The following is a 24,196-nucleotide window of genomic DNA, read 5'->3' on the forward strand; positions in this document are numbered from 1 at the left end:
GGCATTCAAATAGAAAGCGAGTTACGATTATGAAACCACTAGGTACACAAACTATAGAAACTGAACGATTGATCTTGAGGAGATTTGTGGAAGATGATGCTGAAGCCATGTTTGAGAATTGGGCCTCTCGTCTAGATAATCTAACCTATGTTACTTGGGATCCACACCTGAATGTCGAACAGACTCGAAACTCTATTGGCAATTGGGTAGCATCCTATGACAATCGTAACTATTACAAATGGGCCATTTGTCTCAAAGATAATCCAGACTATGTCATTGGAGATATTTGTCTGGTCAGTGTGGATGAAGAAAACTCTAGCTGTGAAGTCGGATATATCTTAGGGATGGACTATTGGGGACGAGGGATCATGACAGAAGCCTTGAAGGCTGTTTTATCATACTGTTTGGATGAGATTAGATTTAAAGAGGTTAATGCTTGCTATGCAAGTTTAAATCCTACCTCTGGTCGTGTGATGGAAAAGGCGGGTATGACTTTTTGGAAGACGATTCCAAATGCAGTTGAACGAAAAGGTTATATAGCTGATAAAATTTATTATCAAATCAAAAAATAAGATGGAAAAGAATAACTTTTCCATCTTATTTTTTATAATATACTTTTTAATCAAAATAAAGCAAATCTTTGCTGGTGCTTGTAAAGAGGTCGAAGCCATCCTTCGTAACAACACCGCAGTCCTCGATACGGACACCGACTTTACCAGGGATGTAGATACCAGGCTCAACTGAGAAGCACATGCCTTCTTCGATAACCATGTCGTTTCCTTCCATGATAGATGGGAATTCGTGGACATCCATACCGATACCATGACCGAGACGGTGATTGAAGTACTCACCGTAGCCAGCTTTTTCGATCACTTCACGAGCCGCACGGTCTACTTCATGAGCTGTTACACCAGGTTTGATAAAGTCAAGGGCAGCTTGTTGGGCTTCAAGAGTCAAGTTGTAAATATCCTTCTTGAATTGGTCAGGTTTACCAACAGCGACTGTACGAGTCATATCTGATGCATAACCATTAACCATCACACCGAGGTCAAAGAGGAGAAGAGCATTATTTTCAACCTTGTTGGCCCCAGGAATACCATGTGGATTCGCAGCATTATCACCAGTCAAGACCATAGTATCAAAGCTCATTTCATAGCCTTCACGTTTCATAGCAAAGTCAATCTGCGCGATGATATCTGTTTCCGTATTATCAAGAGAGATATTGTCAAAACCAACTTTAACAGACTTGTCGGCGTAAACACCTGCAACCATCATCTTTTGCACTTCGTCTGCTGATTTGATCAAGCGCATGCGTTGGATCAATGGAGTTAAGTTCTCAAACTCAGCACTTTCAAAGACAGTTTTCAAACCGTGATATTTAGTCAAGATGAGATTATCAAACTCAACTGCTACACGTTTGAAATCAAGCTGTGACAAGGAGTTTTGGATTTTCTTCCAAGGGTTTTCAGAGTCCACATAGCCCACAACTGGGAAAGAGACAGTGCTAGTCGCACGTTCAACCTCAAGTGCTGGAACGAAGAGAAGCGGTTCTTGGTTTCCAAGGACAAAAAGGAACATTTGACGTTCGTGTGGATCACTGTAAAAGCCAGTGAGGTAATTAATTGTGACGGGGTCAGATACGACAGCGACGTCTAGCTTTTCTGATTCAAGATAAGTTAAGATTTGTTGTAATTTAGACATATGCTACCTTCTTTCTACCCCTCTATTTTTGCAAAAATTAGGAGAAAATGCAAGGGAGAAGGGGAAAAGAACCTAAAAAAATTCCAACAGCTAATAGCATGTTGGAATCTAAATATTAATTGAAGTCTGCCTTGCTTTTAACATCGCTATATTCTTCAGCAATTTCTTGGATAAGGATATCCTCATAAGCTGGAAAGTCGATGTCTTGACCATATTTTTTCTTAAGAGCAGTAGTGACCAAGCGATAGGCTAGGTTGGCATTACGAGATAAGATAGGCCCGTGGAAATAAGAACCGAAAACATTTTTATAGTGAACACCTTCACCGACCTTTTCTTCGTTGTTTCCATTTCCGTAAACAACCTGCCCCAATGGTTTTTGGTCATCTGAGAGGAAGGTGCGGCCTTGGTGATTTTCAAAACCATAGTAGGTTTCATCGAATTCTTCGTTATGAATTTTAATGTCACCAATGAATCGGTTATTGGTTTGGTTGAGTGTGTAATGTCCCATGACACCGAGACCTTCGATGCGTCTTCCAGAAGCTTCAATATAGTATTGGCCTAATAGCTGGAAGCCACCACAGATAGCAAGAACGACACCATCATTTTGGATAAAGTTATCAATACTATCTTTTTTATCGGGTAGATCACCAGCAATGATACTTTGTTCAAAGTCTTGGCCACCACCGAAAAAGGCGATATCGTAATGATTTTCATCGAAATCATCATGAAGCGAAACGATATCAACTGTTACATGTGCACCCAGCTTTTCAGCCACGTACTTGAGCATGAGGATGTTTCCATTATCTCCGTAGGTGTTCATGAGATTCCCATAGAGGTGGGCGATATTTAGTTGGTAAGGATAATTGCCGTCTTTTGAGGAAAGTGAAGTATAAACCATTAGTTCATCTCCTTTCTAACAATCTGACGATTGGCTAGTAATTCTCGGAATTCTAGCATAGCCGTATAAGTCGCAAGGATATAGGCATGCTTGCAGTCTTGAGCTTCAATTGTTTTGAGAACTTGTTCCAGGCTACTTGTTTCAGTGATCTTGTCAGCTGGATAGCCAGTAACACGTAGACGACGAGCAATTTCAGAATGACGAACTCCACCCGCATTGATTTCAGGAATGTCCATATCCGTAATTTGCTCAAAGTCAGCATCCCAAATCCAGCTGGTATCAATCCCATCAGCATAGTTGGCATTGAGGAGAACAGATAGACTAAATGGGTAAGGAGCTAGTTTGATCATTTCGATGGCCTGGGTAGCACCAACAGGATTTTTAATAAGAACCAGTGTGCATTCCTTGTCACCGATATGGAAGGTTTCTTGTCGTCCAAAGACAGCACGACTCTTGTCAAATCCTTGTTTAATCAGTTGAGAATCAGCGCCTAGGTAACGGGCGATAGCAACTGCAGCCAGAGCATTGTAGATATTATAAAGCCCACCGATTTGAATACCATATTCCTGACCATCAATAACAAAGCGAGAGCGATTGTTTGTTAACTCAACCAATTCTGTCAGACGGTAATCCAAGTTAGGACGCTTACATCCACAATTTTCACAGATGTAGGCACCCAAGTTGGCATAGGTATTGAGCTCGTACTTAAGAATGCTATGACATTCAGGGCAGAGAATACCTTCAGTATTGTAGTGAGCAAGTTGCGCTGGACCTTTTTCTAGATCAAAACCAAAATACTGAACAGGATTTGGAATTGCAGGTTTATAGAAAAGCGGACTATCACCGTTCAGCAGAACAGTAGCAGTAGGAACTTTTCGAATAGCGTCCAAAATCATGTTGTAGGTCGTATAAATCTCACCGTAGCGGTCCATCTGGTCGCGGAAGATATTGGTGATGACGAAAAGACTAGGCTGGATGTAGTCACAGATACGTGAGAGACTAGCTTCATCGATTTCAAGCACTGCAATATTTTTTCCCGTTTTTGAAGATTTTGCAGTCAAGAAAGTAGTCGTAATCCCAGTAATCATATTGGCACCACTTGGATTGGTCAGAACTTGACCATAAATTTCCTTTAGGATACCGACCGTGAGAGCGGTCGTCAAGGTTTTCCCATTGGTACCAGTTACTACAACAATTTCGTAGTTTTTCGCTAAATTTTGTAAAATATCTTTATCAAATTGAAGGGCAAGTTTTCCAGGGAGCGTACTTCCACGTCCAAGACGACTCAAGATAAAATGAGAAGAACGTCCAGCCAGAAGGCCCAAAGTAGTTTTTAATTTCATGTTTCTATTATATCATAAATGCTGAAAAAGACAGATTTGAGATTTTGGATAAGAAAAAACAACCCTAGGAGGGTTGTTTTTTATAAGTTTGTCTTAGCTTAAATCGCAAACAAGTCATTCAAGTTTTCAGCCAATGTTGGGTGAGTGAAGATTTGTTTTGTGAAGTAAGTGTATGGGATTTTGTTGTCCATAGCAACAGTGATGATATTGATGATTTCTTGTGATCCTTCTGAAAAGATAGTTGCACCTAGAATTTCTTTAGTTTCAGTGTTGACAACAGCTTTGAAGGCTCCACGAAGGTCACCATTTACATGACCACGAGGCATAGCAGCAACAGGGATTTCCTTAACAGCGTATGGAAGTTTCAAATCAGCTGCTTGGCTTTCAGTCAAACCAACTTGTGAAAGTGCTGGTGTGATGAACATAGTGTTTGGAACATTGAGACGGTCTTCAAGTGTGTAGCTGCCATCACCAGCAAGGTAGCTGTAAACAACACGGAAGTCATCTAGTGAAATGTAGGTAAATTGAAGTCCACCGTTGACATCTCCAACTGCAAAGACACCAGGAACGTTTGTTTGACAATGTTTGTCCACCTTGATAGCACCACGTTCAGTTAGTTCAATGTCTGTATTTTGAAGTTGAAGTGGTTCTACATTTGGTTTACGTCCAGTTGCGTAGAGAAGGGCATCGAAACGGTAGGTTTCATTCTCTGTCACGACAAGAACTTGGTCACCATCGTTTTTGATTTCAGTAGTATGGATATTTTGAAGGAGTTCAATGCCGTCTTCTTCCATGTATTGTTTAGCAAGAGCAGCAATAGAAGGTTCTGCGCGAGGTAGGAAAGTATCTAGAGCATCTAGGACTGTTACCTTGCTTCCAAGTTTATTGTAGAGACCAGCAAACTCAAGACCGATATTTCCACCACCAAGAATTCCGAGTTTTTCTGGTAATTGTTCCAAGTTTTGGATACCAGTTGAATCAAAGACATTCTTGCTAGTAGCTAGTCCTGGAATAGGCAAAACGTTTGAAACAGCACCAGTGTTGATGACGATTGTTTCAGCAGTTAGTTCTTGTTTTTCATCACCGGCTTGAATTTCGATGACCTTATTAGAAACAAAGTGGGCTTCGGCATCAATGATATCAACTCCAGTACCAGCGATCGTAGCATAGTTTTTACCATTGAGGCGGCTCGTAATTGTATTTTTTGTTGCCATAACCTCGTCAAATGACAAGTCCTTCTCTGCAGCAACTAACAAGGTTTTAGTTGGAATACAACCGATGTTGATACAAGTTCCACCGTACATAGCCTTGTTGCGTTCGATAAGGGCAACTTTTTTACCAGCTGAAGCTAGTTTGGCAGCAAGAGTTTTACCTGCCTTACCAAATCCAATAACAATTAAATCGTATGTTAACATTTTTAAATCCTCCTGTTTGATTTCATTCTAGCACAAGAAATAATTTTTTTCACAATTCTGCTACGGGAAAAAATTTTGGACTAATTTAGTCTCACGAAAGCTTTGGAGAATCAAGTCAAAAAAATAGAAAAATCGTTTACATGATTTAATCAAGTGGTTAGACTATCTTTTGGACCTCTCTTGTGTTATACTAGATAAGTTGCAAAGAAAGCAGTACTTTTCTTTAGTGGAAAAGAAGCAACACGGTCTTTCATAAAAACTGAAAGTACGTCATGACAAGAAAAGTATAAACTAAGCGCTATAGGGTGGCTTCGCACCACCTTTAGAAAGAAGAAAAACGTGAAATTTAATGAATTTAACTTATCTGCCGACCTTTTAGCAGAAGTTGAAAAAGCAGGATTTGTAGAAGCAAGTCCTATCCAAGAGCAAACCATTCCTTTGGCTCTTGAGGGAAAAGATGTTATCGGTCAAGCACAGACTGGTACAGGGAAAACTGCAGCCTTTGGCTTGCCAACTCTTGAAAAAATTCGTACAGAAGAAGCAACTATCCAAGCTTTGGTGATTGCCCCAACTCGTGAACTGGCTGTTCAAAGTCAAGAAGAGCTTTTCCGATTTGGCCGTAGTAAAGGTGTGAAAGTCCGTTCAGTATATGGTGGTTCAAGTATTGAAAAACAAATCAAGGCTCTTAAATCAGGTGCTCACATCGTTGTAGGAACACCAGGACGTTTACTTGACTTGATTAAACGCAAGGCCTTGAAATTACATGATATTGAAACCTTGATTTTAGATGAAGCAGATGAAATGCTGAACATGGGATTCCTTGAAGATATTGAAGATATCATCTCTCGTGTACCGGAAAATCGTCAAACCTTGCTCTTTTCAGCGACTATGCCAGATGCTATCAAGCGTATTGGTGTTCAGTTCATGAAAGAACCTGAGCATGTGAAGATTGCTGCTAAAGAATTAACAACAGAACTGGTAGACCAGTACTATATCCGAGTTAAGGAACAAGAAAAATTTGACACCATGACTCGTCTCATGGATGTTGATCAACCTGAGTTGTCTATTGTCTTCGGTCGTACCAAACGTCGTGTGGATGAATTGACTCGTGGGCTTAAAATCCGTGGTTTCCGTGCAGAAGGGATTCATGGAGATTTGGACCAAAACAAACGTCTTCGTGTCCTTCGTGATTTTAAAAATGGCAATCTTGATGTCCTCGTTGCAACAGACGTGGCTGCTCGTGGTTTGGATATTTCAGGTGTGACTCATGTCTACAACTACGATATCCCACAAGACCCTGAGAGTTATGTTCACCGTATTGGTCGTACAGGACGTGCAGGTAAGTCAGGTCAGTCTATTACCTTCGTTTCACCTAATGAAATGGGTTATCTACAAATCATTGAGAACTTGACTAAGAAACGTATGAAAGGTCTCAAGCCTGCAAGTGCAGAAGAAGCCTTCCAAGCTAAGAAGCAAGTAGCTCTTAAGAAAATTGAACGTGATTTTGCGAATGAGGAGATTCGTAGCAATTTTGAGAAGTTTGGCAAGGATGCTCGTCAATTGGCCTCAGAATTCAGCCCAGAAGAATTGGCCATGTATATCCTCAGCTTAACAGTTCAAGACCCAGACAGTCTTCCTGAGGTTGAGATTGCACGTGAAAAACCTTTACCATTTAAACCATCTGGTGGTGGCTTCGGTGGCAAAGGCAAGGGTGGTCGAGGAGGTCGTCGTGGGGATGACCGTCGAGATCGTGATCGCCGTGGCAATGGACGTCGTGATGACTATCGTAAAGGTGGACGTTCAAAGGATCGTTTTGATAAAGAGAAGCGTTACCGTAAGGATACTAAAAAACCACGCAATACTTCAAGCGAGAAGAAAACAGGCTTTGTTATTCGTAACAAAGGAGATAAATAACAAAAAAAGCGGTTCACTGAGGTGGATCGCTTTTATATATAAGGAGACCGAGAGTCATATGAAAAGTAATACGAGAAGTTTGTATTTATAAATTTGTTATCTTGTAATATTATCTTATCAAAAAAATAAAATACTGTCAATAAGAAAATTATAAAAAATAGGAAAAATTTTCGAATACACTTGAATTGCAATTCAATAAACAATTTTCAGATAATTGTTGAAAAAGTCAGAATTTTATGATATAATGAAAGCGATTATATGCGAGGTAAAATATGGCACATTTATTAGAAAAAACAAGAAAAATCACATCAATGTTAAAGCGTTCGGAGGAGCAATTACAAGATGAGCTTCCTTATAATGCCATTACACGTCAATTAGCAGATATTATTGACTGTAACGCTTGTATTGTGAATAGCAAGGGTCGTTTGTTGGGCTACTTTATGCGCTACAAAACTAATAATGACCGAGTAGAGCAATTCTTCCAATCAAAGACTTTCCCAGAAGATTATGTGCAAGGTGCAAACATGATCTACGATACGGAGGCCAATCTTCCAGTAGAGCATGATTTGACAATTTTCCCAACTGAGAGTCGTTCTGATTTCCCAGATGGTTTGACAACGATTGCTCCAATCCATGTCTCTGGTATTCGCTTGGGTTCATTGATTATTTGGCGTAATGATAAGAAGTTTGAAGAAGATGATTTAATTCTTGTTGAAATTGCCAGCACAGTAGTAGGAATTCAACTCTTAAACTTCCAACGTGAAGAAGATGAGAAAAATATTCGTCGTCGTACGGCTGTAACTATGGCGGTCAATACACTTTCTTACTCTGAACTTAGAGCAGTATCGGCTATTCTAGCTGAATTAAATGGTAATGAAGGTCAATTAACAGCTTCAGTCATTGCAGACCGTATCGGTATCACTCGTTCTGTAATTGTTAATGCCCTTCGTAAACTCGAATCGGCAGGGATTATTGAGAGTCGTTCTCTTGGTATGAAAGGAACTTATCTCAAAGTTCTAATTCCAGATATTTTTGAAGAAGTGAAAAAGAGGGACTATTAATGGCTAAGGCTTTAATTTCTATTGACTATACAGAAGATTTTGTAGCGGATCATGGGAAGCTGACTGCGGGAGCTCCAGCTCAAGCAATATCTGATGATATATATGGGGTGACCCAAAAGGCTTTTGAACGTGGAGATTATATCTTTTTTACCATCGATGCTCATGAAGAAAATGATGTTTTTCATCCTGAAAGTAAACTATTCCCGCCACATAATATTATTGGGACTAGTGGACGAAACTTGTATGGCAAGTTAGCAGACTTTTATCAGGAGCATGCTGGAGATAGTCGTGTTTTCTGGATGGACAAACGTCACTATTCGGCCTTTTCTGGAACAGATTTGGATATTCGTCTCAGAGAGCGTAGGGTAGATACAGTCATTTTGACAGGAGTTCTTACAGATATCTGTGTCTTGCATACAGCCATTGATGCTTATAATCTTGGTTATCAGATAGAAGTTGTCAAACCAGCAGTTGCATCCATTTGGCCTGAGAATCATGCCTTTGCACTTGGACATTTCAAGAATACACTTGGTGCGAAATTGGTCGATGAAAATTTGCTTGAAATTACAGAATAATACATTTCAAGATGAAAAAATCTGAAAAAAGTCTTGACAATTTTTTTCAAAGTTGATATACTAGTAAAGTAATCGACGCGGGGATGGCGGAATTGGCAGACGCGCAGGACTAAGGATCCTGTGACCGCTTTAGGTCGTGAGGGTTCAAGTCCCTCTCTCCGCATAGTAGTGAGCTAGCTTTGGCTGGCTTTTTATTTTTCATCAAAAAGAGCAAAAATATTTTTGCTCTTTTTTTGGTATTTCATAAACATTTCATATTTGAATATTATAATGGTTTTACAAATATGGAGGTGCTATATGAATCCCACTCAAAGAGCTTGGGCTTACGTCAGCAGAAAACGACTGAGAAGTCTCATATTATTCTTGATTTTATTTGTCTTATTGGCTGGAATATCGGCTTGTCTGACGCTCATGAAGTCTAACAAAACAGTAGAAAATAATCTCTATCGCTCATTGAATACATCTTTTTCGATTAAAAGAATAGAAGCAGATCAGACCTTTCAACTGTCTCAACTAGATGACCTTAAAAAAATAAAAGGTCTTGAGGAGATTTCCCCAGAGCTAGAAACAATAGCCAAGTTAACTGACAAAGAAGTCGTTACTGGAGAACAAAGTATCCAAAGGGATGATTTGACAGAGGCTGAAAAAAATCTTATCAGTTTGATTGCTTTGGAAGATTCTTCCAAGGATGTTTCTTTTACAAGTTCCGCCTTTACCCTCAAAGAAGGAAGACATCTCGAAAAAGGGGATCGTAAAAAAATCTTAGTCCACGAGGAATTGGCTAAGAAGAATAACCTAAAACTTGGAGATAAGATTAGCTTAAATCCTGCTCAAGTTGAAGGAAATAGTGGACAAAGGCTAGACTATGAAATCGTAGGTATTTTCTCAGGTCAGAAGCAAGAAAAATTCACTGGTCTTTCGTCAGATTTTAGTGAAAATACGGTCTATACAGACTTCGAAAGTAGCCAAACTCTTCTTGGGAATAAGGAAGCTCAAGTAACTGCCGCTCGTTTCTATCTAGAAAATCCAAAAGATATGGATAGTATCATTCAAGAGGTTGAAAAGTTATCTCTGGAAACCAAAGGTTATCAAGTTGAAAAGGAAAATAAGGCTTTTGAACAAATCAAGGATTCAGTTTCGACCTTCCAAACCTTCCTACAAATTTTCCTCTATGGCATTATGATTGCTGGTGTAGGAGCGCTGATCTTGGTCTTGTCACTTTGGTTACGAGAGCGAGTCTACGAGGTTGGTATTTTATTGGCACTAGGTAAGGGAAAAGGAGCAATCTTTAGCCAATTCTGCCTGGAAGTCATCCTAGTTTCATTGGCATCTATTCTGCCTGCATTTGTGGCTGGGAATGCCATTACTTCCTATCTCTTGAAGACTGTACTAGCAAGTGGCGACCAAGCTGCACTACAAGATACTCTGTCAAAAGCAACGAATCTTTCAACAAGTCTTCTATCATTTGGAGAATCTTATATTTTCCTACTTATCATCAGCTGCTTGTCAGTTGCACTTTGTTTCCTATTTTTATTTAGAAAATCACCGAAAGAAATTTTATCATCCATCAGTTAATAAAGGAGAAATTATGACTTTACTACAATTACAAGATCTTACTTATCGTTACAAGAACACTGCAGAAGCAGTATTATATAAAATCAATTACGATTTTGAACCTGGCAAGTTTTATAGTATTATCGGAGAATCAGGAGCTGGGAAGTCAACACTCTTATCTCTATTAGCAGGACTAGATAGCCCAGTCGAAGGTGCTATCCTATTCGAAGGTAAGGATATTCGTGAACAAGGTTATTCTTATCATCGCATGCACCATATCTCGCTAGTTTTCCAAAACTATAACCTGATTGATTATCTTTCTCCATTGGAAAATATCCGCTTGGTTAATAAAAAAGCTAGCAAGGATACCCTTCTTGAACTTGGTTTAGATGAAAGTCAAATCAAGCGGAATGTTCTCCAATTATCAGGTGGACAGCAACAACGGGTTGCCATTGCTCGTAGCCTTGTATCGGAAGCACCAGTGATTTTAGCAGATGAACCAACAGGAAACCTAGATCCTAAGACTGCTGGAGATATTATCGATTTGCTCAAATCTCTTGCTGAGAAAACAGGCAAGTGTGTGATCGTTGTGACCCACAGTAAGGAAGTAGCACAAGCATCAGATATTACACTGGAATTGAAGAATAAGAAACTGACTGAAATAAGAACAAACAGTAACTAAAACTTTTAAACATACTAAAAACTGAAGTAAATCTAGAAAGGAATCTTATGTTACACAACGCATTTGCCTATGTCACAAGAAAATTTTTTAAGTCTATTGTGATCTTTCTTATCATTCTCTTGATGGCTAGTTTGAGTTTGGTCGGCTTGTCTATCAAGGGAGCAACAGCCAAGGCTTCTCAAGAAACCTTTAAAAATATCACCAATAGTTTCTCCATGCAAATCAACCGCAGGGTCAATCAAGGTACTCCACGTGGTGCGGGGAATATCAAGGGTGAAGATATCAAAAAAATTACCGAGAATAAGGCCATTGAATCCTACATCAAACGAATTAATGCTATCGGTGATTTAACAGGCTACGAATTGATTGAGACACCTGAAACCAAAAAAAATCTAACGCCAGATCGAGCTCAACGTTTTGGAAGTAGTTTGATGATAACAGGTGTCAATGACTCTTCTAAAGAAGACAAGTTTGTATCAGGCTCTTACAAACTGGTCGAAGGTGAGCATTTAACAAACGATGACAAATACCAGATTCTCATGCACAAAGACCTGGCTGCTAAACACGGCTGGAAGGTGGGAGATAAGATAACACTCAACTCCAATATCTACGATGCTGATAATGAAAAAGGAGCCAAGGAAACAGTAGAAGTAACGATCAAAGGACTTTTTGATGGACATAACAAATCTGCTGTGACCTACTCACAAGAACTGTATGAGAATACAGCTATCACAGATATTCACACAGCTGCTCAACTCTATGGTTATACAGAAGATACAGCTATTTATGGAGATGCTACCTTCTTTGTAGCTGGAGATAAGAACCTAGATAGTGTCATGCAAGAAATAGGCTCCATCAACGGTATCAACTGGAAGATGTATAGCTTGATTAAGAGTTCATCAAACTATCCTGCCCTTGAACAATCTATCTCAGGCATGTACAAGATGGCTAATCTTCTCTTCTGGGGTAGCTTGAGCTTCTCTGTTCTTCTACTGGCTCTCTTACTGACACTATGGATTAACGCCCGTCGTAAAGAGGTTGGAATCCTCCTTTCAATTGGTCTAAAACAAGCAAGTATTCTAGGACAATTTATCACAGAAGCAGTAATGATTGCAATTCCAGCACTAATTTCAGCTTATTTCCTAGCCAACTATACTGCTCGTGCCATTGGAAATACTGTTCTTGCAAATGTCACTTCAGATGTGGCTAAGCAGGCTAGTAAGGCAGCCCAAGCCTCTAATCTTGGTGGTGGTGCAGAAGTTGACGGCTTTAGCAAGACACTTTCAAGTCTGGATATTTCCATTCAACCTTCTGACTTTGCTATCATCTTTGTACTTGGCTTAGTTCTTGTAGTATTAGTTATGGCACTTGCTTCAAGCAATCTCCTCTTTAAACAACCAAAAGAACTTTTGATAGATAGTGAATAAAAAACATGCTACCTATTCTCATTCAAATGAGATATAATATAGGTAGCATTTTTGATAGAAAAGGATTTATATGAAAATTCTAATTGTAGAAGATGAAGACATGATCCGCGAGGGAATTAGTGACTATTTGATGGATTGTGGCTATGAAACTATTCAGGCAGCAGATGGCCTTGAGGCCTTAGAACAATTTTCCAATCACCAAGTTGCTCTGATTCTCTTAGATATTCAAATGCCGAAACTCAATGGTTTAGAGGTTTTGTCAGAAATTCGAAAAAGTAGCCAAGTTCCGGTCTTGATGTTGACAGCCTTTCAGGATGAGGAGTATAAGATGAGTGCCTTTGCTGCATTAGCAGATGGTTATTTGGAAAAGCCTTTTTCTCTATCTTTGTTAAAAGTACGAGTGGATGCTATTTTCAAACGTTATTATGATGTAAGTCGTATCTTTACCTATGGGGATACTCAGGTAGACTTTGACAGCTATAGCGCTAAAGTAGCTGGTCAAGAAGTTGCAGTGAATGCAAAAGAACTGGAAATTTTAGACTATCTGGTTAAAAATGAAGGTCGAGCCTTAACACGGTCGCAGATTATCGATGCTGTATGGAAGATGACAGATGAGGTTCCTTTTGACAGAGTGATCGATGTCTATATCAAGGAACTACGGAAAAAATTGGATTTAGACTGTATTCTTACCGTGCGCAATGTTGGTTATAAATTGGAGAGAAAATGAGACGTTCAGGTTTATTTAAAAAAATTTTTATCTATACCTTCTCGGTATTTTCTACCTTGGTCATTTGTTTGCATTTGGCCATCTATTTCCTCTTTCCTCCGACCTATCTCAGTCACCGTCAGGAGAGCATAGGGCAAAAGGCTACAGAAATTGCCCAGTCTCTCCAAGGCAAAGATAGTCAAGCTATTCAGGAAGTCCTTGAACTTTATTCTAAAAGCAGTGATATTAAGGGTGCTGTTAAGGGAGAGATGACTCAGGATAAGTTGGAAGTCAATGATAATCTTCCCATTGATAAACAACGACAGACGGCCTCCTTGGTTATTGAGGAAAGAGAAGTTCAAACCAAGGATGGTCAGACCATGACCTTGCAGTTTTTAGCTTCTATGGATTTGCAGAAAGAAGCAGAAGACATCAGTCTTCAATTTCTGCCTTATACTTTATTAGCGTCTTTCATCATTTCGCTCCTCATCGCCTTTATCTATGCTAGAACCATTGTTGCTCCTATTTTGGAAATCAAACGAGTGACTCGACGGATGATGGATTTGGATGCAGAAGTGAGGTTGCGCGTGGATTCTAAGGATGAAATTGGCGATCTTAAAGAACAAATCAACAGTCTTTATCAGCATCTCTTGACTGTGATTGCAGATTTGCATGAGAAAAACGAGGCCATTCTCCAGTTGGAAAAGATGAAGGTTGAGTTTTTGCGAGGTGCTTCCCACGAACTGAAAACACCTCTAGCTAGTCTAAAGATTCTTCTGGAGAATATGAAAGCCAATATTGGACGCTATAAAGATCGTGACCATTATCTGGGTGTTTCTTTGGGTATTGTGGATGATTTGACTCACCACGTTCAGCAAATCTTATCCCTTTCTTCAGTGCAAGAATTGCGAGATAAGAAGGAAGAAATCAACCTTCTTGAAATGACAGATTTTCTCTTAAAGGATTATGATTTATTAGCCAAAGAGAGGGAAATCTCAGTTGTGAATCAACTGACTGACCAACAAACTTATCTAAATCCTTCGGTACTAAAGCTGGTTCTTTCCAATCTTATCAGTAATGCTGTGAAACACTCTGTTCAAGGTGGTTATCTAAAAATTGGGACAGAAGATGGCTGGGTTTTCATTGAGAACGCCTGTACACCTGAGGAGCAAGATAAGTTTGAACAATCTTTTGCAGTTTCTAGTCGACAAAGTAAGGGAGCTGGCTTGGGACTTTTCGTAGTTAAAAGTTTATTGGAAAACGAAGAAATTGACTATCGATTTGAACGCTATGAAGACCACCTAGCCTTTTATATGAACCTACCCAAAGACCTGTAAGATTAGGACTTTGAGGAGAGTTCCATATTTTTAGATAGAAGAAATTCAATCTAAACTACAGGAAAAACTAGATTTTTTTGTCAAAAAGTGATAAAATGAACAATGTAAATGGGATATCCCATAAAAATATACAGGAGGCCTGATAAAATGGCAATCGTTTCAGCAGAAAAATTTGTCCAAGCAGCTCGTGACAACGGTTATGCAGTTGGTGGATTTAACACAAACAACCTTGAGTGGACTCAAGCTATCTTGCGCGCAGCAGAAGCTAAAAAAGCTCCAGTTTTGATCCAAACTTCAATGGGTGCTGCTAAATACATGGGTGGTTACAAAGTTGCTCGCAACTTGATCGCTAACCTTGTAGAATCAATGGGTATCACTGTACCAGTAGCTATCCACCTTGACCACGGTCACTACGAAGATGCACTTGAGTGTATCGAAGTTGGTTACACTTCAATCATGTTTGACGGTTCACACCTTCCAGTTGAAGAAAACCTTAAATTGGCTAAAGACGTAGTTGAAAAAGCACACGCTAAAGGTATCTCAGTAGAAGCTGAAGTTGGTACTATCGGTGGTGAAGAAGACGGAATCATCGGTAAAGGTGAATTGGCTCCAATCGAAGACGCTAAAGCAATGGTTGCAACTGGTATTGACTTCTTGGCAGCTGGTATCGGTAACATCCACGGTCCATACCCTGCAAACTGGGAAGGTCTTGACCTTGACCACTTGCAAAAATTGACAGAAGCTCTTCCAGGCTTCCCAATCGTATTGCACGGTGGATCAGGTATTCCTGATGACCAAATCCAAGCAGCTATCAAACTTGGTGTTGCTAAAGTTAACGTTAACACTGAATGCCAAATCGCATTCGCTAACGCAACTCGTAAATTTGCTCGTGACTACGAAGCAAACGAAGCAGAATACGACAAGAAGAAACTCTTCGACCCACGTAAATTCTTGGCTGACGGTGTAAAAGCTATCCAAGCATCAGTTGAAGAACGTATCGACGTATTCGGTTCAGAAGGTAAAGCTTAATCTAGCTGAACAATACAAAATCAAACCCGCCTGAGAAGGTGGGTTTTTTGTTTCTGGATATACACAGATTATACTGGAAAATTCTTAAACTTAAGTTGCTAAAAGAGTCTAATTTTTGTACAATAATGCTATGAAAACACTGAAAAAATCAGCCCTTGTCCTTCTTAGTTTCCTTATCTTGTTTTTAGTAGGGACATTTATCTTTCATCGTATCAGCTTAGAAAAGGAACAAGCCTCTCTAACTCCTAGGGGTAAAACTGTTCTCGTTAATGGGCACAAAATCAATGTTTACGTTGAAGGGGATGGTCCAGAGACAATAGTAGTTCTCTCAGGTGCTGGAATTGCTTCAACAATCTTGGACTTTAAGAATGTGTCGGATTCCTTATCAAAAAAATATAAGGTAGTGATCGTGGAGCGGGCTGGCTATGGTTATAGCGAGGATAGTAATCAATCCAGAGACGTTATGGAAGTTTTGTCTGAGACACGTCAAGCTCTATCACAAGCAAATATATCAGGACCTTTTATCATTCTGTCTCATTCAATGGCTAGTCTTGAAAGTCTGGCTTGGCAGGAGAAGTATCCTGATGAAGTGAAATCCTTGGTTGGTCTGGATTGGGCATTACCAGCAAGTTATGAGGATTTAAAGGATAATCAGGCCTTGCTTACTGTGGCTTATTGGAGCAGTAAGATTGGCTTATTACGCTATTTCCCTGAGTCCTTTTATATAAAAAATCCAACTCTGACTGAAACTGAACGACAACAATATAAATTACTAGCATATAAGCAGTTGATGTCACAAGCCATGCTTCATGAATCCCGTTTGGTAAAGGAAAATGCCAAAAAAGTTCCATCTAGCATTAATCCGAAAATTCCCACCTTATTACTGGTTTCTAACGGTGAAGGCACGACCTTTAGCCAATCAGAATGGCAGCATTATGCAGAAACATTTGCTAGTGACCAGTCTAATGTTCAAGTCGTCTATATAGATGCGCCTCACGAACTTTATCATTATCAAAGTCATGAAATAGTTTCTCAGATTGAAGATTTTTTAAAGAGTCATTGATGGTTTAGAGATCATTTTAATTTTAGACTGATGACAATAATTGAAAGGTAATGACTTATGAATAATTCTTATATTTTACTTAGACATGCTCATTCAAAATTTTCAAGTGATGATTTTAATAGAACTTTGTCAGAAAAAGGATTTTCATCTCTTGACCAGTTAGAGTTTTTGAATTTTTTTAATATTGATCATTATTTTTCTAGTCCTTATAAACGAGCATTTGAAACGATTAATAGCTCGCCAATTCAATTTGATAAAATAGTTCTTGATAATCGGTTACGAGAGCGAAAATTATCTTCAACCTTTATAAAAGATTCTGAGTTTGAAGACAGTATTAAATATTTATGGCAAAATCCCAGTGAATCTCTTTCAGGAGGGGAATCAAATCAAGATGCACTAGCTAGAGTACTAAATTTTTTAATGGAATTGGAAGAGAGATACTCAGAAAAAACGATTTTACTTAGTTCACACGGGAATCTGATAGGAATACTACTACATCACTTTGATTCCAGTTTTGATTATGAAAAATGGGAGCAGATGACCTTTCCAGATTGTTTTCTAATTGATAGAAATGGGATTGTGAAAAGAATTATGAAAGATTAGTTCTTTGATTAAATAGTGATTCATATTGATCAAAATAGTTTGCCTTTTTACAATTCGTAGCCTGCCCCTAAAGGCAGGTTTTTTGGTGTTTTAAGGAAACTATTAAACCAGAATTTCTGATTCAAAAGTATTTTTTTAAGACAGAAATCTCTAATTTTATAATCTATAAGCAAACGCTTGCATTCCTTTTTTTATTGGATTATAATAGGTTGGTATAAAGCCTTCTGTAATAATAAAAATTTAGAAGTTTTAGAAAGTAAAGATTTAGAATATTTGTATTCAAAAATACAATGTTGTTACTTACGATAGGGAGATAGATATGGCAATGATAGAAGTGCAACATCTTCAGAAGAATTTTGTGAAGACTGTTAAGGAACCGGGCTTGAAGGGAGCTTTGCGCTCCTTTATTCATCCTGAAAAGCAGACCTTTGAAGCGGTCAAAGATTTGACCTTTGAGGTGCCTAAGGGGCAGATTCTAGGCTTTATTGGGGCAAATGGTGCGGGGAAGTCGACAACCATCAAAATGCTGACAGGGATTTTAAAACCGACATCTGGTTTTTGTCGGATTAATGGCAAGATTCCACAGGATAATCGCCAGGATTATGTCAAGGATATTGGAGTAGTTTTCGGACAACGCACCCAGCTATGGTGGGATTTGGCACTGCAAGAAACATACACGGTCTTGAAGGAGATTTACGATGTGCCGGACTCGCTTTTCCATAAGCGCATGGATTTTTTGAATGAAGTTTTGGATTTGAAGGAATTTATAAAGGATCCTGTGCGGACTCTTTCACTAGGTCAACGGATGCGGGCGGATATTGCGGCTTCCTTGCTTCACAATCCCAAGGTTCTCTTTCTAGATGAGCCGACCATTGGCTTGGACGTTTCGGTCAAGGATAACATTCGCCGGGCTATTACTCAAATCAATCAAGAAGAAGAAACAACTATTCTCTTGACCACTCACGACCTGAGCGACATTGAGCAACTCTGTGATCGAATTTTTATGATTGACAAGGGGCAGGAGATTTTTGATGGAACGGTGAGCCAGCTCAAGGAGACCTTTGGCAAGATGAAGACTCTTTCTTTTGAACTGCTACCAGGTCAAAGTCATCTCGTCTCTCATTATGAAGGCTTGCCTGATATGTCTATTGATAGACAAGGAAATAACCTGACTATTGAATTTGATAGTTCCCGCTACCAATCAGCTGATATTATCAGGCAAACCCTGTCTGATTTTGAAGTCCGTGATTTGAAGATGGTGGATACGGATATTGAGGATATTATCCGTCGCTTCTATCGAAAGGAGCTCTAGGATGGTCAAATTGTGGAGACGTTATAAACCCTTTATCAATGCAGGGATTCAGGAGTTGATTACCTATCGAGTCAACTTTATTCTCTATCGGATTGGTGATGTCATGGGTGCTTTTGTGGCCTTTTATCTCTGGAAGGCAGTCTTTGACTCCTCCCAGGAGTCTTTGATTCAGGGCTTCAGTATGGCAGATATCACCCTCTACATCATCATGAGTTTTGTGACCAATCTTTTGACCAGGTCTGATAGCTCCTTTATGATTGGGGAGGAGGTCAAGGATGGCTCTATTATCATGCGCTTGCTGAGACCAGTGCATTTTGCGGCCTCTTATCTCTTTACTGAGCTTGGTTCCAAGTGGTTGATTTTTATCTCTGTTGGACTGCCATTTTTAAGTGTCATTGTTTTGGTGAAAATCTTATCTGGGCAAGGGATTCTAGAGGTGCTAGGATTAACTGTCCTTTATCTCTTTAGCTTAATTCTGGCTTATCTGATTAACTTTTTCTTTAATATCTGCTTTGGATTTTCAGCCTTTGTATTTAAAAATTTATGGGGTTCCAATCTACTCAAGACTTCAATAGTAGCCTTTATGTCTGGAAGTTTAATTCCCTTGGCTTTCTTTCCGAAAATCGTTTCAGATATTCTGTCCTTCTTACCTTTTTCATCCTTAATTTACACTCCGGTTATGATCATTGTTGGGAAATACGATGCCAGTCAGATTCTTCAAGCACTTTTGCTTCAGTTTTTCTGGCTTATAGTGATGGTGGGCTTGTCTCAGTTAATTTGGAAACGAGTCCAGTCATTTATCACCATTCAGGGAGGTTAGGATGAAAAAATATCAACGCATGCATCTGATTTTTATCAGACAATACATCAAGCAAATCATGGAATACAAGGTGGATTTTGTGGTAGGTGTCTTGGGAGTCTTTCTGACTCAAGGCCTGAACCTCTTGTTTCTTAATGTACTCTTTCAACACATCCCCTCGCTAGAAGGTTGGACCTTTCAAGAGATTGCCTTTATCTATGGATTTTCCTTAATTCCAAAGGGATTAGATCATCTCTTTTTTGACAATCTCTGGGCTTTAGGTCAACGACTAGTTCGAAAAGGGGAGTTTGACAAGTATCTGACTCGTCCTATCAATCCTCTCTTTCACATCCTCGTTGAGACCTTTCAGATTGATGCCTTGGGTGAACTTTTGGTCGGTGGAATTTTACTAGCGACAACGGCGACTAGCATTGCTTGGACTCTTCCCAAATTCCTGATTTTTCTAGTTTGTATTCCTTTTGCGACCTTGATTTATACTTCCTTGAAAATTGCGACAGCCAGCATCGCTTTTTGGACCAAGCAGTCAGGTGCCATGATTTATATTTTCTATATGTTTAATGACTTTGCCAAGTACCCGATTTCCATTTACAATTCGCTCCTTCGTTGGTTAATTAGCTTTATTGTGCCTTTCGCCTTTACGGCCTACTATCCTGCCAGCTATTTCTTGCAGGACAAGGATGTCTTCTTTAATATTGGTGGTTTGATTCTGATTTCCCTTGTTTTCTTTGTTATTTCCCTCAAACTTTGGGACAGGGGATTGGATGCCTACGAAAGTGCGGGTTCTTAAAAATAAATAAAGCCTTGTCTCAGGACAGGCTTTTTTAATGGTGATGAAAATTTCACACCATCTAAAATAACTTAGTATTTTTGGAATTTTTGACCAAAGTGTGACCAAAATTTGACTAAATATTTGTTTTGATTTTGATGATTATGAGGTTAAGTAGATCATAGGAGTAAGTCTTTATAGGTATAAGTTATTTATGCTCGCTATGTTAGTTAAATAATTAATTTTTGACTGATTTATCTCTGTTTAATGTAAATTAGTTATGAGGAATATTGTCTTATTTATATACGAATATATAAAATAATGATACAATAATATTATATAGAAAATTGTAGATATTAGACTGACTATAAAAAATGGAGGTAATTTATGAATAGCAAGGAATGGATTATGGAATTTGAATCTTTAAATGTATGATTACTATAACCGTTATAAAATCAATAAGAAACGTTGTGGTCGGAATTTTTGATATCTTCTAAGAGTAGTCAGAGGATTATTGATTTAATAACAGAAGTACACGAAGACATATATTTAACATATATTATTTTACCCATCCCGAAGATTTTAGCTCAATCTTTAGCATTTTGGTAAAGTATGGAAAAAGTACAAGTAAATATATTTTATCGAAAGGAGAGATATATGAGTGAAATAGTTATTAATGCTCAGAATTTATCTAAAAATTTTTATAATTTTGATTCAAGACTCCCATTTATCAAGAGATTTTTGAAACGTAATCAAATAACGATTCGAGCTGTTCAAGATATTAGTTTTACGATTAAGAGAGGGAGTATAGTTGGCTTTATTGGGAGTAATGGAGCTGGTAAATCCACAACGATTAAAATGTTGACTGGGACTCTTTATCCTAGTTCCGGAAAATTAGAAGTGAATGGAGAAATTCCATTTAAAAGAAGTATAAATTTTAGAAAAAAAATTTCAATAGTAGTAGGAAATAAATTACAGTTATTTCAAGATGTTTCGGCTATGGATTATTTTCAATTGATTGGTACTTTATATGAGGTAGAACCGGCGATTTTACAAGAACGAATTCAGGAATTAAGCAATTTGTTGAATGTAAAAGATCAGCTTTACCAGCAGGTCCGGACCCTCTCTCTTGGACAAAAAATGAAAATGGAGTTTATCGCGGCATCTTTAACAAGTCCGGAAATATTATTTTTAGACGAGCCTACTATAGGGTTAGATATACAGTCTAAAAAAGATATCAGAACATTTTTAAAGAAAATGAATGAAGAATGTCATACTACTATTATTTTAACGAGTCATGATATGGATGATATTTCGTCTGTTTGTGACGAATTAATCGTCATTGACAAAGGAAAAATTATTTTGCAGGAGTCAATGGATGTTATTTTATCTAAATTTTCTGATTTTAAATATTTAAAGATAAAAATGACATTAGATTTGGTACCAGAGTTATGCTCTGTTAAAGGAGTAGTAGTCATTTCTCAAACAAAATCGGAATGTATACTAAAAATACCTAGAGATTTTGTCTTTGAGACATTAGAATCAATCAATAAGCTTGTAGATATAGAAGATTTTGAAATATCAAATCTTTCTTTAGAAGAAATTATTTTACAAAACTATTTTACAAAAAAGGAGCACAATTGAAAAAAGAAATGTCTATTATTCTGATATCATTTCGATCTATTTTGAACTATAAATCAAGTGTACTATTGTTAATGTTACAGGCAAGTATACAAATTATGATATCAGTATTTTTATGGACGTATATATATCAGAGTAACCAGATAAATATAGCAGGATATGATTTTACCTCAATGGTTCAATACTATTTGGGGACTATAATTTTTTCATATTTTGTTTTTTATCCAGTTGATTGGGAAATCAATGACGATGTTCATTCAGGAAATTTTTTTAGCATATTAATAAAACCTGTTACTTTTTATAAGTATTATTTTTGTAAAATGCTTGGAGATAGGCTTGCTCATTTATTATTTATCATCATTCCTGTCATTTTATTCTCCAGTGTTTATTACAAGAATGAGTTATTAACCATTGAAATTCTTATTTTAGGAAGTATTGCAATTATTCTATCTATGGTTCTATGGTTTTTAATATCATGTTGTGTAGGTATGCTTTCTTTTTGGTTAGAAAATATATTTTTTGTCCTTACTGTTAAAGAAATAGTAATTCAGTTTTTATCAGGAATATTATTGCCTTTAAGTTTTTTTTCAAATAATTTTCGTCTGTTTTTAGATGTATTACCTTTTAAATACTTAGTATATGAACCGCTTCAGATGTTTAGTAATGATACATATAAATTAATAGACTATTTGAGAATTATTTGTATTCAATTGATTTGGTGCATCATTTTTTATATTATATCAAGATTCATATTGAGAAAAGGAGTGGAGCACTTCTCAAATGTGGGAGGATAAAATGTTTAGAATAAAAGTAATTTTTAGGCTACTTCATTTTGGTTTTAAATCTGATATGAATTTTCATTTTGACTTCTTTTGTGGTCTATTTTCGTCGATACTGTGGATTGGTTTACCTATTGTATTTTTTAGATTGATTTTCTTAAACATAGACTCTTTTAATGGTTGGGACTATTATCAAATTTTATTTTTGGTAGGTTCCTACACTATTGTAGATGGAGTTATGATGGGATTGTTAATTAGAAGTATGGGAATTTTAGAATCAGATATTTTGAGTGGTAACTTGGATCAAATTTTATTGAGGCCGTTTGATACTCAGTTGTTCTATATTTTTAGATCATTTAATTTAGTTCAATTCGTGAATACTTTTTTTGGTCTTGCGATCATTTTTATAAGTTATGGAAATTTAAATGTACATTTAAATTCATTAAAAATATTATTTTATATCCTTTCTTTAATGTGTGGTTGTATTATATATTATTCAATTTGGTTTCTAATAACGATTAGTTCATTTTGGTTCCCAACTAAATTTTCAAAAGTAGATGTATTTTTGAATTATATTGGAATTTCTAAGTATCCATATAATATTTTTACAGGTATTAACAGATTGATCACTATGTTATTTGTTCCCAATTTATTAATTGCCAATCCTGCAGTATTAATATTTTTAGGGAAAGATACATTGAACCTATTTTTCTATCAAATAGTTTTTACAGTTTTTTTGATTATTATAAGTCGTACAATTTTTAGAAAAGGATTGAAAAAATATGAAAGTGCAGGAAGATAAACAATGTTGTTCAGTTATATGTTTGACTAAAGGAAGTGATTCGCTGTACTTTCGGATATGAGCTTGAAGGTGGAATTGCCGGAGTGAGTTTGAAAAAAAGTAAGCGAAATTTTTGACCAAAAATTGACCAAGTAAGTTAGAAAAGCCTTTAAATCAAGGGTTTGAGTCCTGTTTTTCGATTCCTGCAGGGGGCGTTTAAGAAGCGTAAAGAAACATAAAGAAACAAAAGGAACACTGAAAATTCAGTGTTTTTTGTTGCAATCGGCAGTGTGAAAGAAGTCCTCTTGGACTTCTTTTTTCTTTTGATAAGATTTTTGACCACATAGTCTATCATGACTACCACATAGGCAAAACCTATTGTTTGCGATTTTTATTTTTGCTATAGTAGTAATTGTCAAGGGGAGATAAAGCTTCCTAACAAAATAGAAAATGAGGTTATATCATGAAAAAAGTAGTAGGTATCGGTTTTTTAGTCATTGCAGCAGCAGTCTTGTATTTTGGTTTAGTTGGATGGCCAAGTTTGAATGTTAACATCTGGGCACTTTTTCCAGTAGGTCTATTCTTATTCTTTACTCTTGAGAATTTGGTTAAAAAAGATTATAAGGCCAGTCTCATGAGCTTGATTATTGCCTTTATCATTGCAAATGCTATTCTTGATATCTTGCCACTTTCAAGTGGTTTGGTTATCGGTGCAGGAGTGCTAGCTTGCGTGGGAATTGGATTTCTCTTTCCTGACGCTAATAAGAAAGAAGCATAATAAAAAAGCCT

The 24,196-nt window shown here is 37.5% G+C and carries 23 protein-coding genes and 1 tRNA gene; 20 read left to right on the plus strand and 4 right to left on the minus strand.

Going from position 1 to position 24,196, the window contains the following annotated elements:
- Positions 1–29: 29 nt before the first annotated feature.
- The gene (locus O3643_RS00385; protein ID WP_371499042.1) at positions 30–572 is read left to right on the plus strand and encodes a GNAT family N-acetyltransferase; all 543 of its coding nucleotides are present in this window, start codon (positions 30–32) and stop codon (positions 570–572) included.
- 46 nt (positions 573–618) lie between these two features.
- On the opposite strand, the gene O3643_RS00390 is transcribed toward O3643_RS00385, so the two are convergent.
- From O3643_RS00390 to O3643_RS00405, 4 genes are all read right to left on the minus strand, one after another.
- Positions 619–1,701, minus strand: a complete 1,083-nt coding sequence (locus O3643_RS00390) for a M24 family metallopeptidase (protein ID WP_371499044.1) — start codon at positions 1,699–1,701, stop codon at positions 619–621.
- A gap of 115 nt (positions 1,702–1,816) precedes the next feature.
- Entirely contained in the window at positions 1,817–2,599 is a 783-nt protein-coding gene (gatD, locus tag O3643_RS00395) for a lipid II isoglutaminyl synthase subunit GatD (protein ID WP_371499046.1), read from the minus strand.
- Positions 2,599–3,942: a lipid II isoglutaminyl synthase subunit MurT gene (murT, locus tag O3643_RS00400; RefSeq protein ID WP_371499048.1), complete on the minus strand. Its 1,344-nt coding sequence runs from the start codon at positions 3,940–3,942 to the stop codon at positions 2,599–2,601. Before murT ends, gatD begins: the two co-directional genes overlap by 1 nt.
- 98 nt (positions 3,943–4,040) lie before the next feature.
- Complete coding sequence (locus O3643_RS00405) at positions 4,041–5,357, minus strand: FAD-containing oxidoreductase (protein ID WP_371499050.1); 1,317 nt, start codon at positions 5,355–5,357, stop codon at positions 4,041–4,043.
- A gap of 339 nt (positions 5,358–5,696) precedes the next feature.
- Here O3643_RS00405 and O3643_RS00410 point away from each other — a divergent pair, with 339 nt between their 5' ends.
- From O3643_RS00410 to O3643_RS00500, 19 genes are all read left to right on the plus strand, one after another.
- Positions 5,697–7,271: a DEAD/DEAH box helicase gene (locus tag O3643_RS00410; RefSeq protein ID WP_036753502.1), complete on the plus strand. Its 1,575-nt coding sequence runs from the start codon at positions 5,697–5,699 to the stop codon at positions 7,269–7,271.
- Positions 7,272–7,543: 272 nt separating this feature from the next.
- Complete coding sequence (gene codY, locus O3643_RS00415) at positions 7,544–8,332, plus strand: GTP-sensing pleiotropic transcriptional regulator CodY (protein ID WP_004252433.1); 789 nt, start codon at positions 7,544–7,546, stop codon at positions 8,330–8,332.
- Entirely contained in the window at positions 8,332–8,907 is a 576-nt protein-coding gene (locus O3643_RS00420) for a cysteine hydrolase family protein (RefSeq protein ID WP_247912603.1), read from the plus strand. Before codY ends, O3643_RS00420 begins: the two co-directional genes overlap by 1 nt.
- A 77-nt stretch (positions 8,908–8,984) precedes the next feature.
- Positions 8,985–9,070 (plus strand) — tRNA-Leu (locus tag O3643_RS00425).
- A 134-nt stretch (positions 9,071–9,204) separates the two neighbouring features.
- Positions 9,205–10,482, plus strand: a complete 1,278-nt coding sequence (locus O3643_RS00430) for an ABC transporter permease (protein WP_371499053.1) — start codon at positions 9,205–9,207, stop codon at positions 10,480–10,482.
- Between the two features lie 13 nt (positions 10,483–10,495).
- Positions 10,496–11,143: an ABC transporter ATP-binding subunit Vex2 gene (gene vex2, locus O3643_RS00435; protein ID WP_070677916.1), complete on the plus strand. Its 648-nt coding sequence runs from the start codon at positions 10,496–10,498 to the stop codon at positions 11,141–11,143.
- A 47-nt stretch (positions 11,144–11,190) separates the two neighbouring features.
- The gene (gene vex3, locus O3643_RS00440; RefSeq protein WP_371499055.1) at positions 11,191–12,570 is read left to right on the plus strand and encodes an ABC transporter permease subunit Vex3; all 1,380 of its coding nucleotides are present in this window, start codon (positions 11,191–11,193) and stop codon (positions 12,568–12,570) included.
- A 70-nt stretch (positions 12,571–12,640) separates the two neighbouring features.
- Positions 12,641–13,297 (plus strand): response regulator transcription factor, encoded by a 657-nt coding sequence (locus tag O3643_RS00445; protein WP_371499057.1) that lies wholly within the window; start codon positions 12,641–12,643, stop codon positions 13,295–13,297.
- Positions 13,294–14,613, plus strand: a complete 1,320-nt coding sequence (gene vncS, locus O3643_RS00450; protein ID WP_371499059.1) for a sensor histidine kinase VncS — start codon at positions 13,294–13,296, stop codon at positions 14,611–14,613. The genes O3643_RS00445 and vncS overlap by 4 nt, the downstream gene beginning before the upstream one ends.
- Positions 14,614–14,760: 147 nt before the next feature.
- Complete coding sequence (locus O3643_RS00455; RefSeq protein WP_016466093.1) at positions 14,761–15,642, plus strand: class II fructose-bisphosphate aldolase; 882 nt, start codon at positions 14,761–14,763, stop codon at positions 15,640–15,642.
- A gap of 130 nt (positions 15,643–15,772) precedes the next feature.
- Positions 15,773–16,705 carry an alpha/beta fold hydrolase gene (locus O3643_RS00460; RefSeq protein WP_371499061.1) on the plus strand — a complete coding sequence of 311 codons (933 nt, stop codon included), beginning with the start codon at positions 15,773–15,775 and terminating at the stop codon, positions 16,703–16,705.
- Positions 16,706–16,762: 57 nt separating this feature from the next.
- Positions 16,763–17,308 (plus strand): histidine phosphatase family protein, encoded by a 546-nt coding sequence (locus tag O3643_RS00465; protein WP_371499063.1) that lies wholly within the window; start codon positions 16,763–16,765, stop codon positions 17,306–17,308.
- A gap of 319 nt (positions 17,309–17,627) precedes the next feature.
- Positions 17,628–18,620, plus strand: a complete 993-nt coding sequence (locus O3643_RS00470) for an ATP-binding cassette domain-containing protein (RefSeq protein WP_371499065.1) — start codon at positions 17,628–17,630, stop codon at positions 18,618–18,620.
- A gap of 1 nt (position 18,621) precedes the next feature.
- Positions 18,622–19,440, plus strand: a complete 819-nt coding sequence (locus O3643_RS00475) for an ABC transporter permease (protein ID WP_371499067.1) — start codon at positions 18,622–18,624, stop codon at positions 19,438–19,440.
- A 1-nt stretch (position 19,441) separates the two neighbouring features.
- Positions 19,442–20,227 (plus strand): ABC transporter permease, encoded by a 786-nt coding sequence (locus O3643_RS00480; RefSeq protein ID WP_371499069.1) that lies wholly within the window; start codon positions 19,442–19,444, stop codon positions 20,225–20,227.
- Between the two features lie 636 nt (positions 20,228–20,863).
- Positions 20,864–21,850: an ATP-binding cassette domain-containing protein gene (locus O3643_RS00485; RefSeq protein ID WP_003010129.1), complete on the plus strand. Its 987-nt coding sequence runs from the start codon at positions 20,864–20,866 to the stop codon at positions 21,848–21,850.
- Complete coding sequence (locus tag O3643_RS00490; protein WP_003013825.1) at positions 21,847–22,641, plus strand: ABC-2 family transporter protein; 795 nt, start codon at positions 21,847–21,849, stop codon at positions 22,639–22,641. The genes O3643_RS00485 and O3643_RS00490 overlap by 4 nt, the downstream gene beginning before the upstream one ends.
- 1 nt (position 22,642) lies before the next feature.
- Positions 22,643–23,428: an ABC transporter permease gene (locus tag O3643_RS00495; protein ID WP_003013947.1), complete on the plus strand. Its 786-nt coding sequence runs from the start codon at positions 22,643–22,645 to the stop codon at positions 23,426–23,428.
- A gap of 442 nt (positions 23,429–23,870) precedes the next feature.
- Complete coding sequence (locus tag O3643_RS00500; RefSeq protein ID WP_371499072.1) at positions 23,871–24,185, plus strand: hypothetical protein; 315 nt, start codon at positions 23,871–23,873, stop codon at positions 24,183–24,185.
- The last annotated feature ends 11 nt before the right edge of the window (positions 24,186–24,196 follow it).

It is taken from the genome of Streptococcus sp. 20925_1_44, from assembly GCF_041432435.1.
GTDB classification, from domain to species: domain Bacteria; phylum Bacillota; class Bacilli; order Lactobacillales; family Streptococcaceae; genus Streptococcus; species Streptococcus infantis.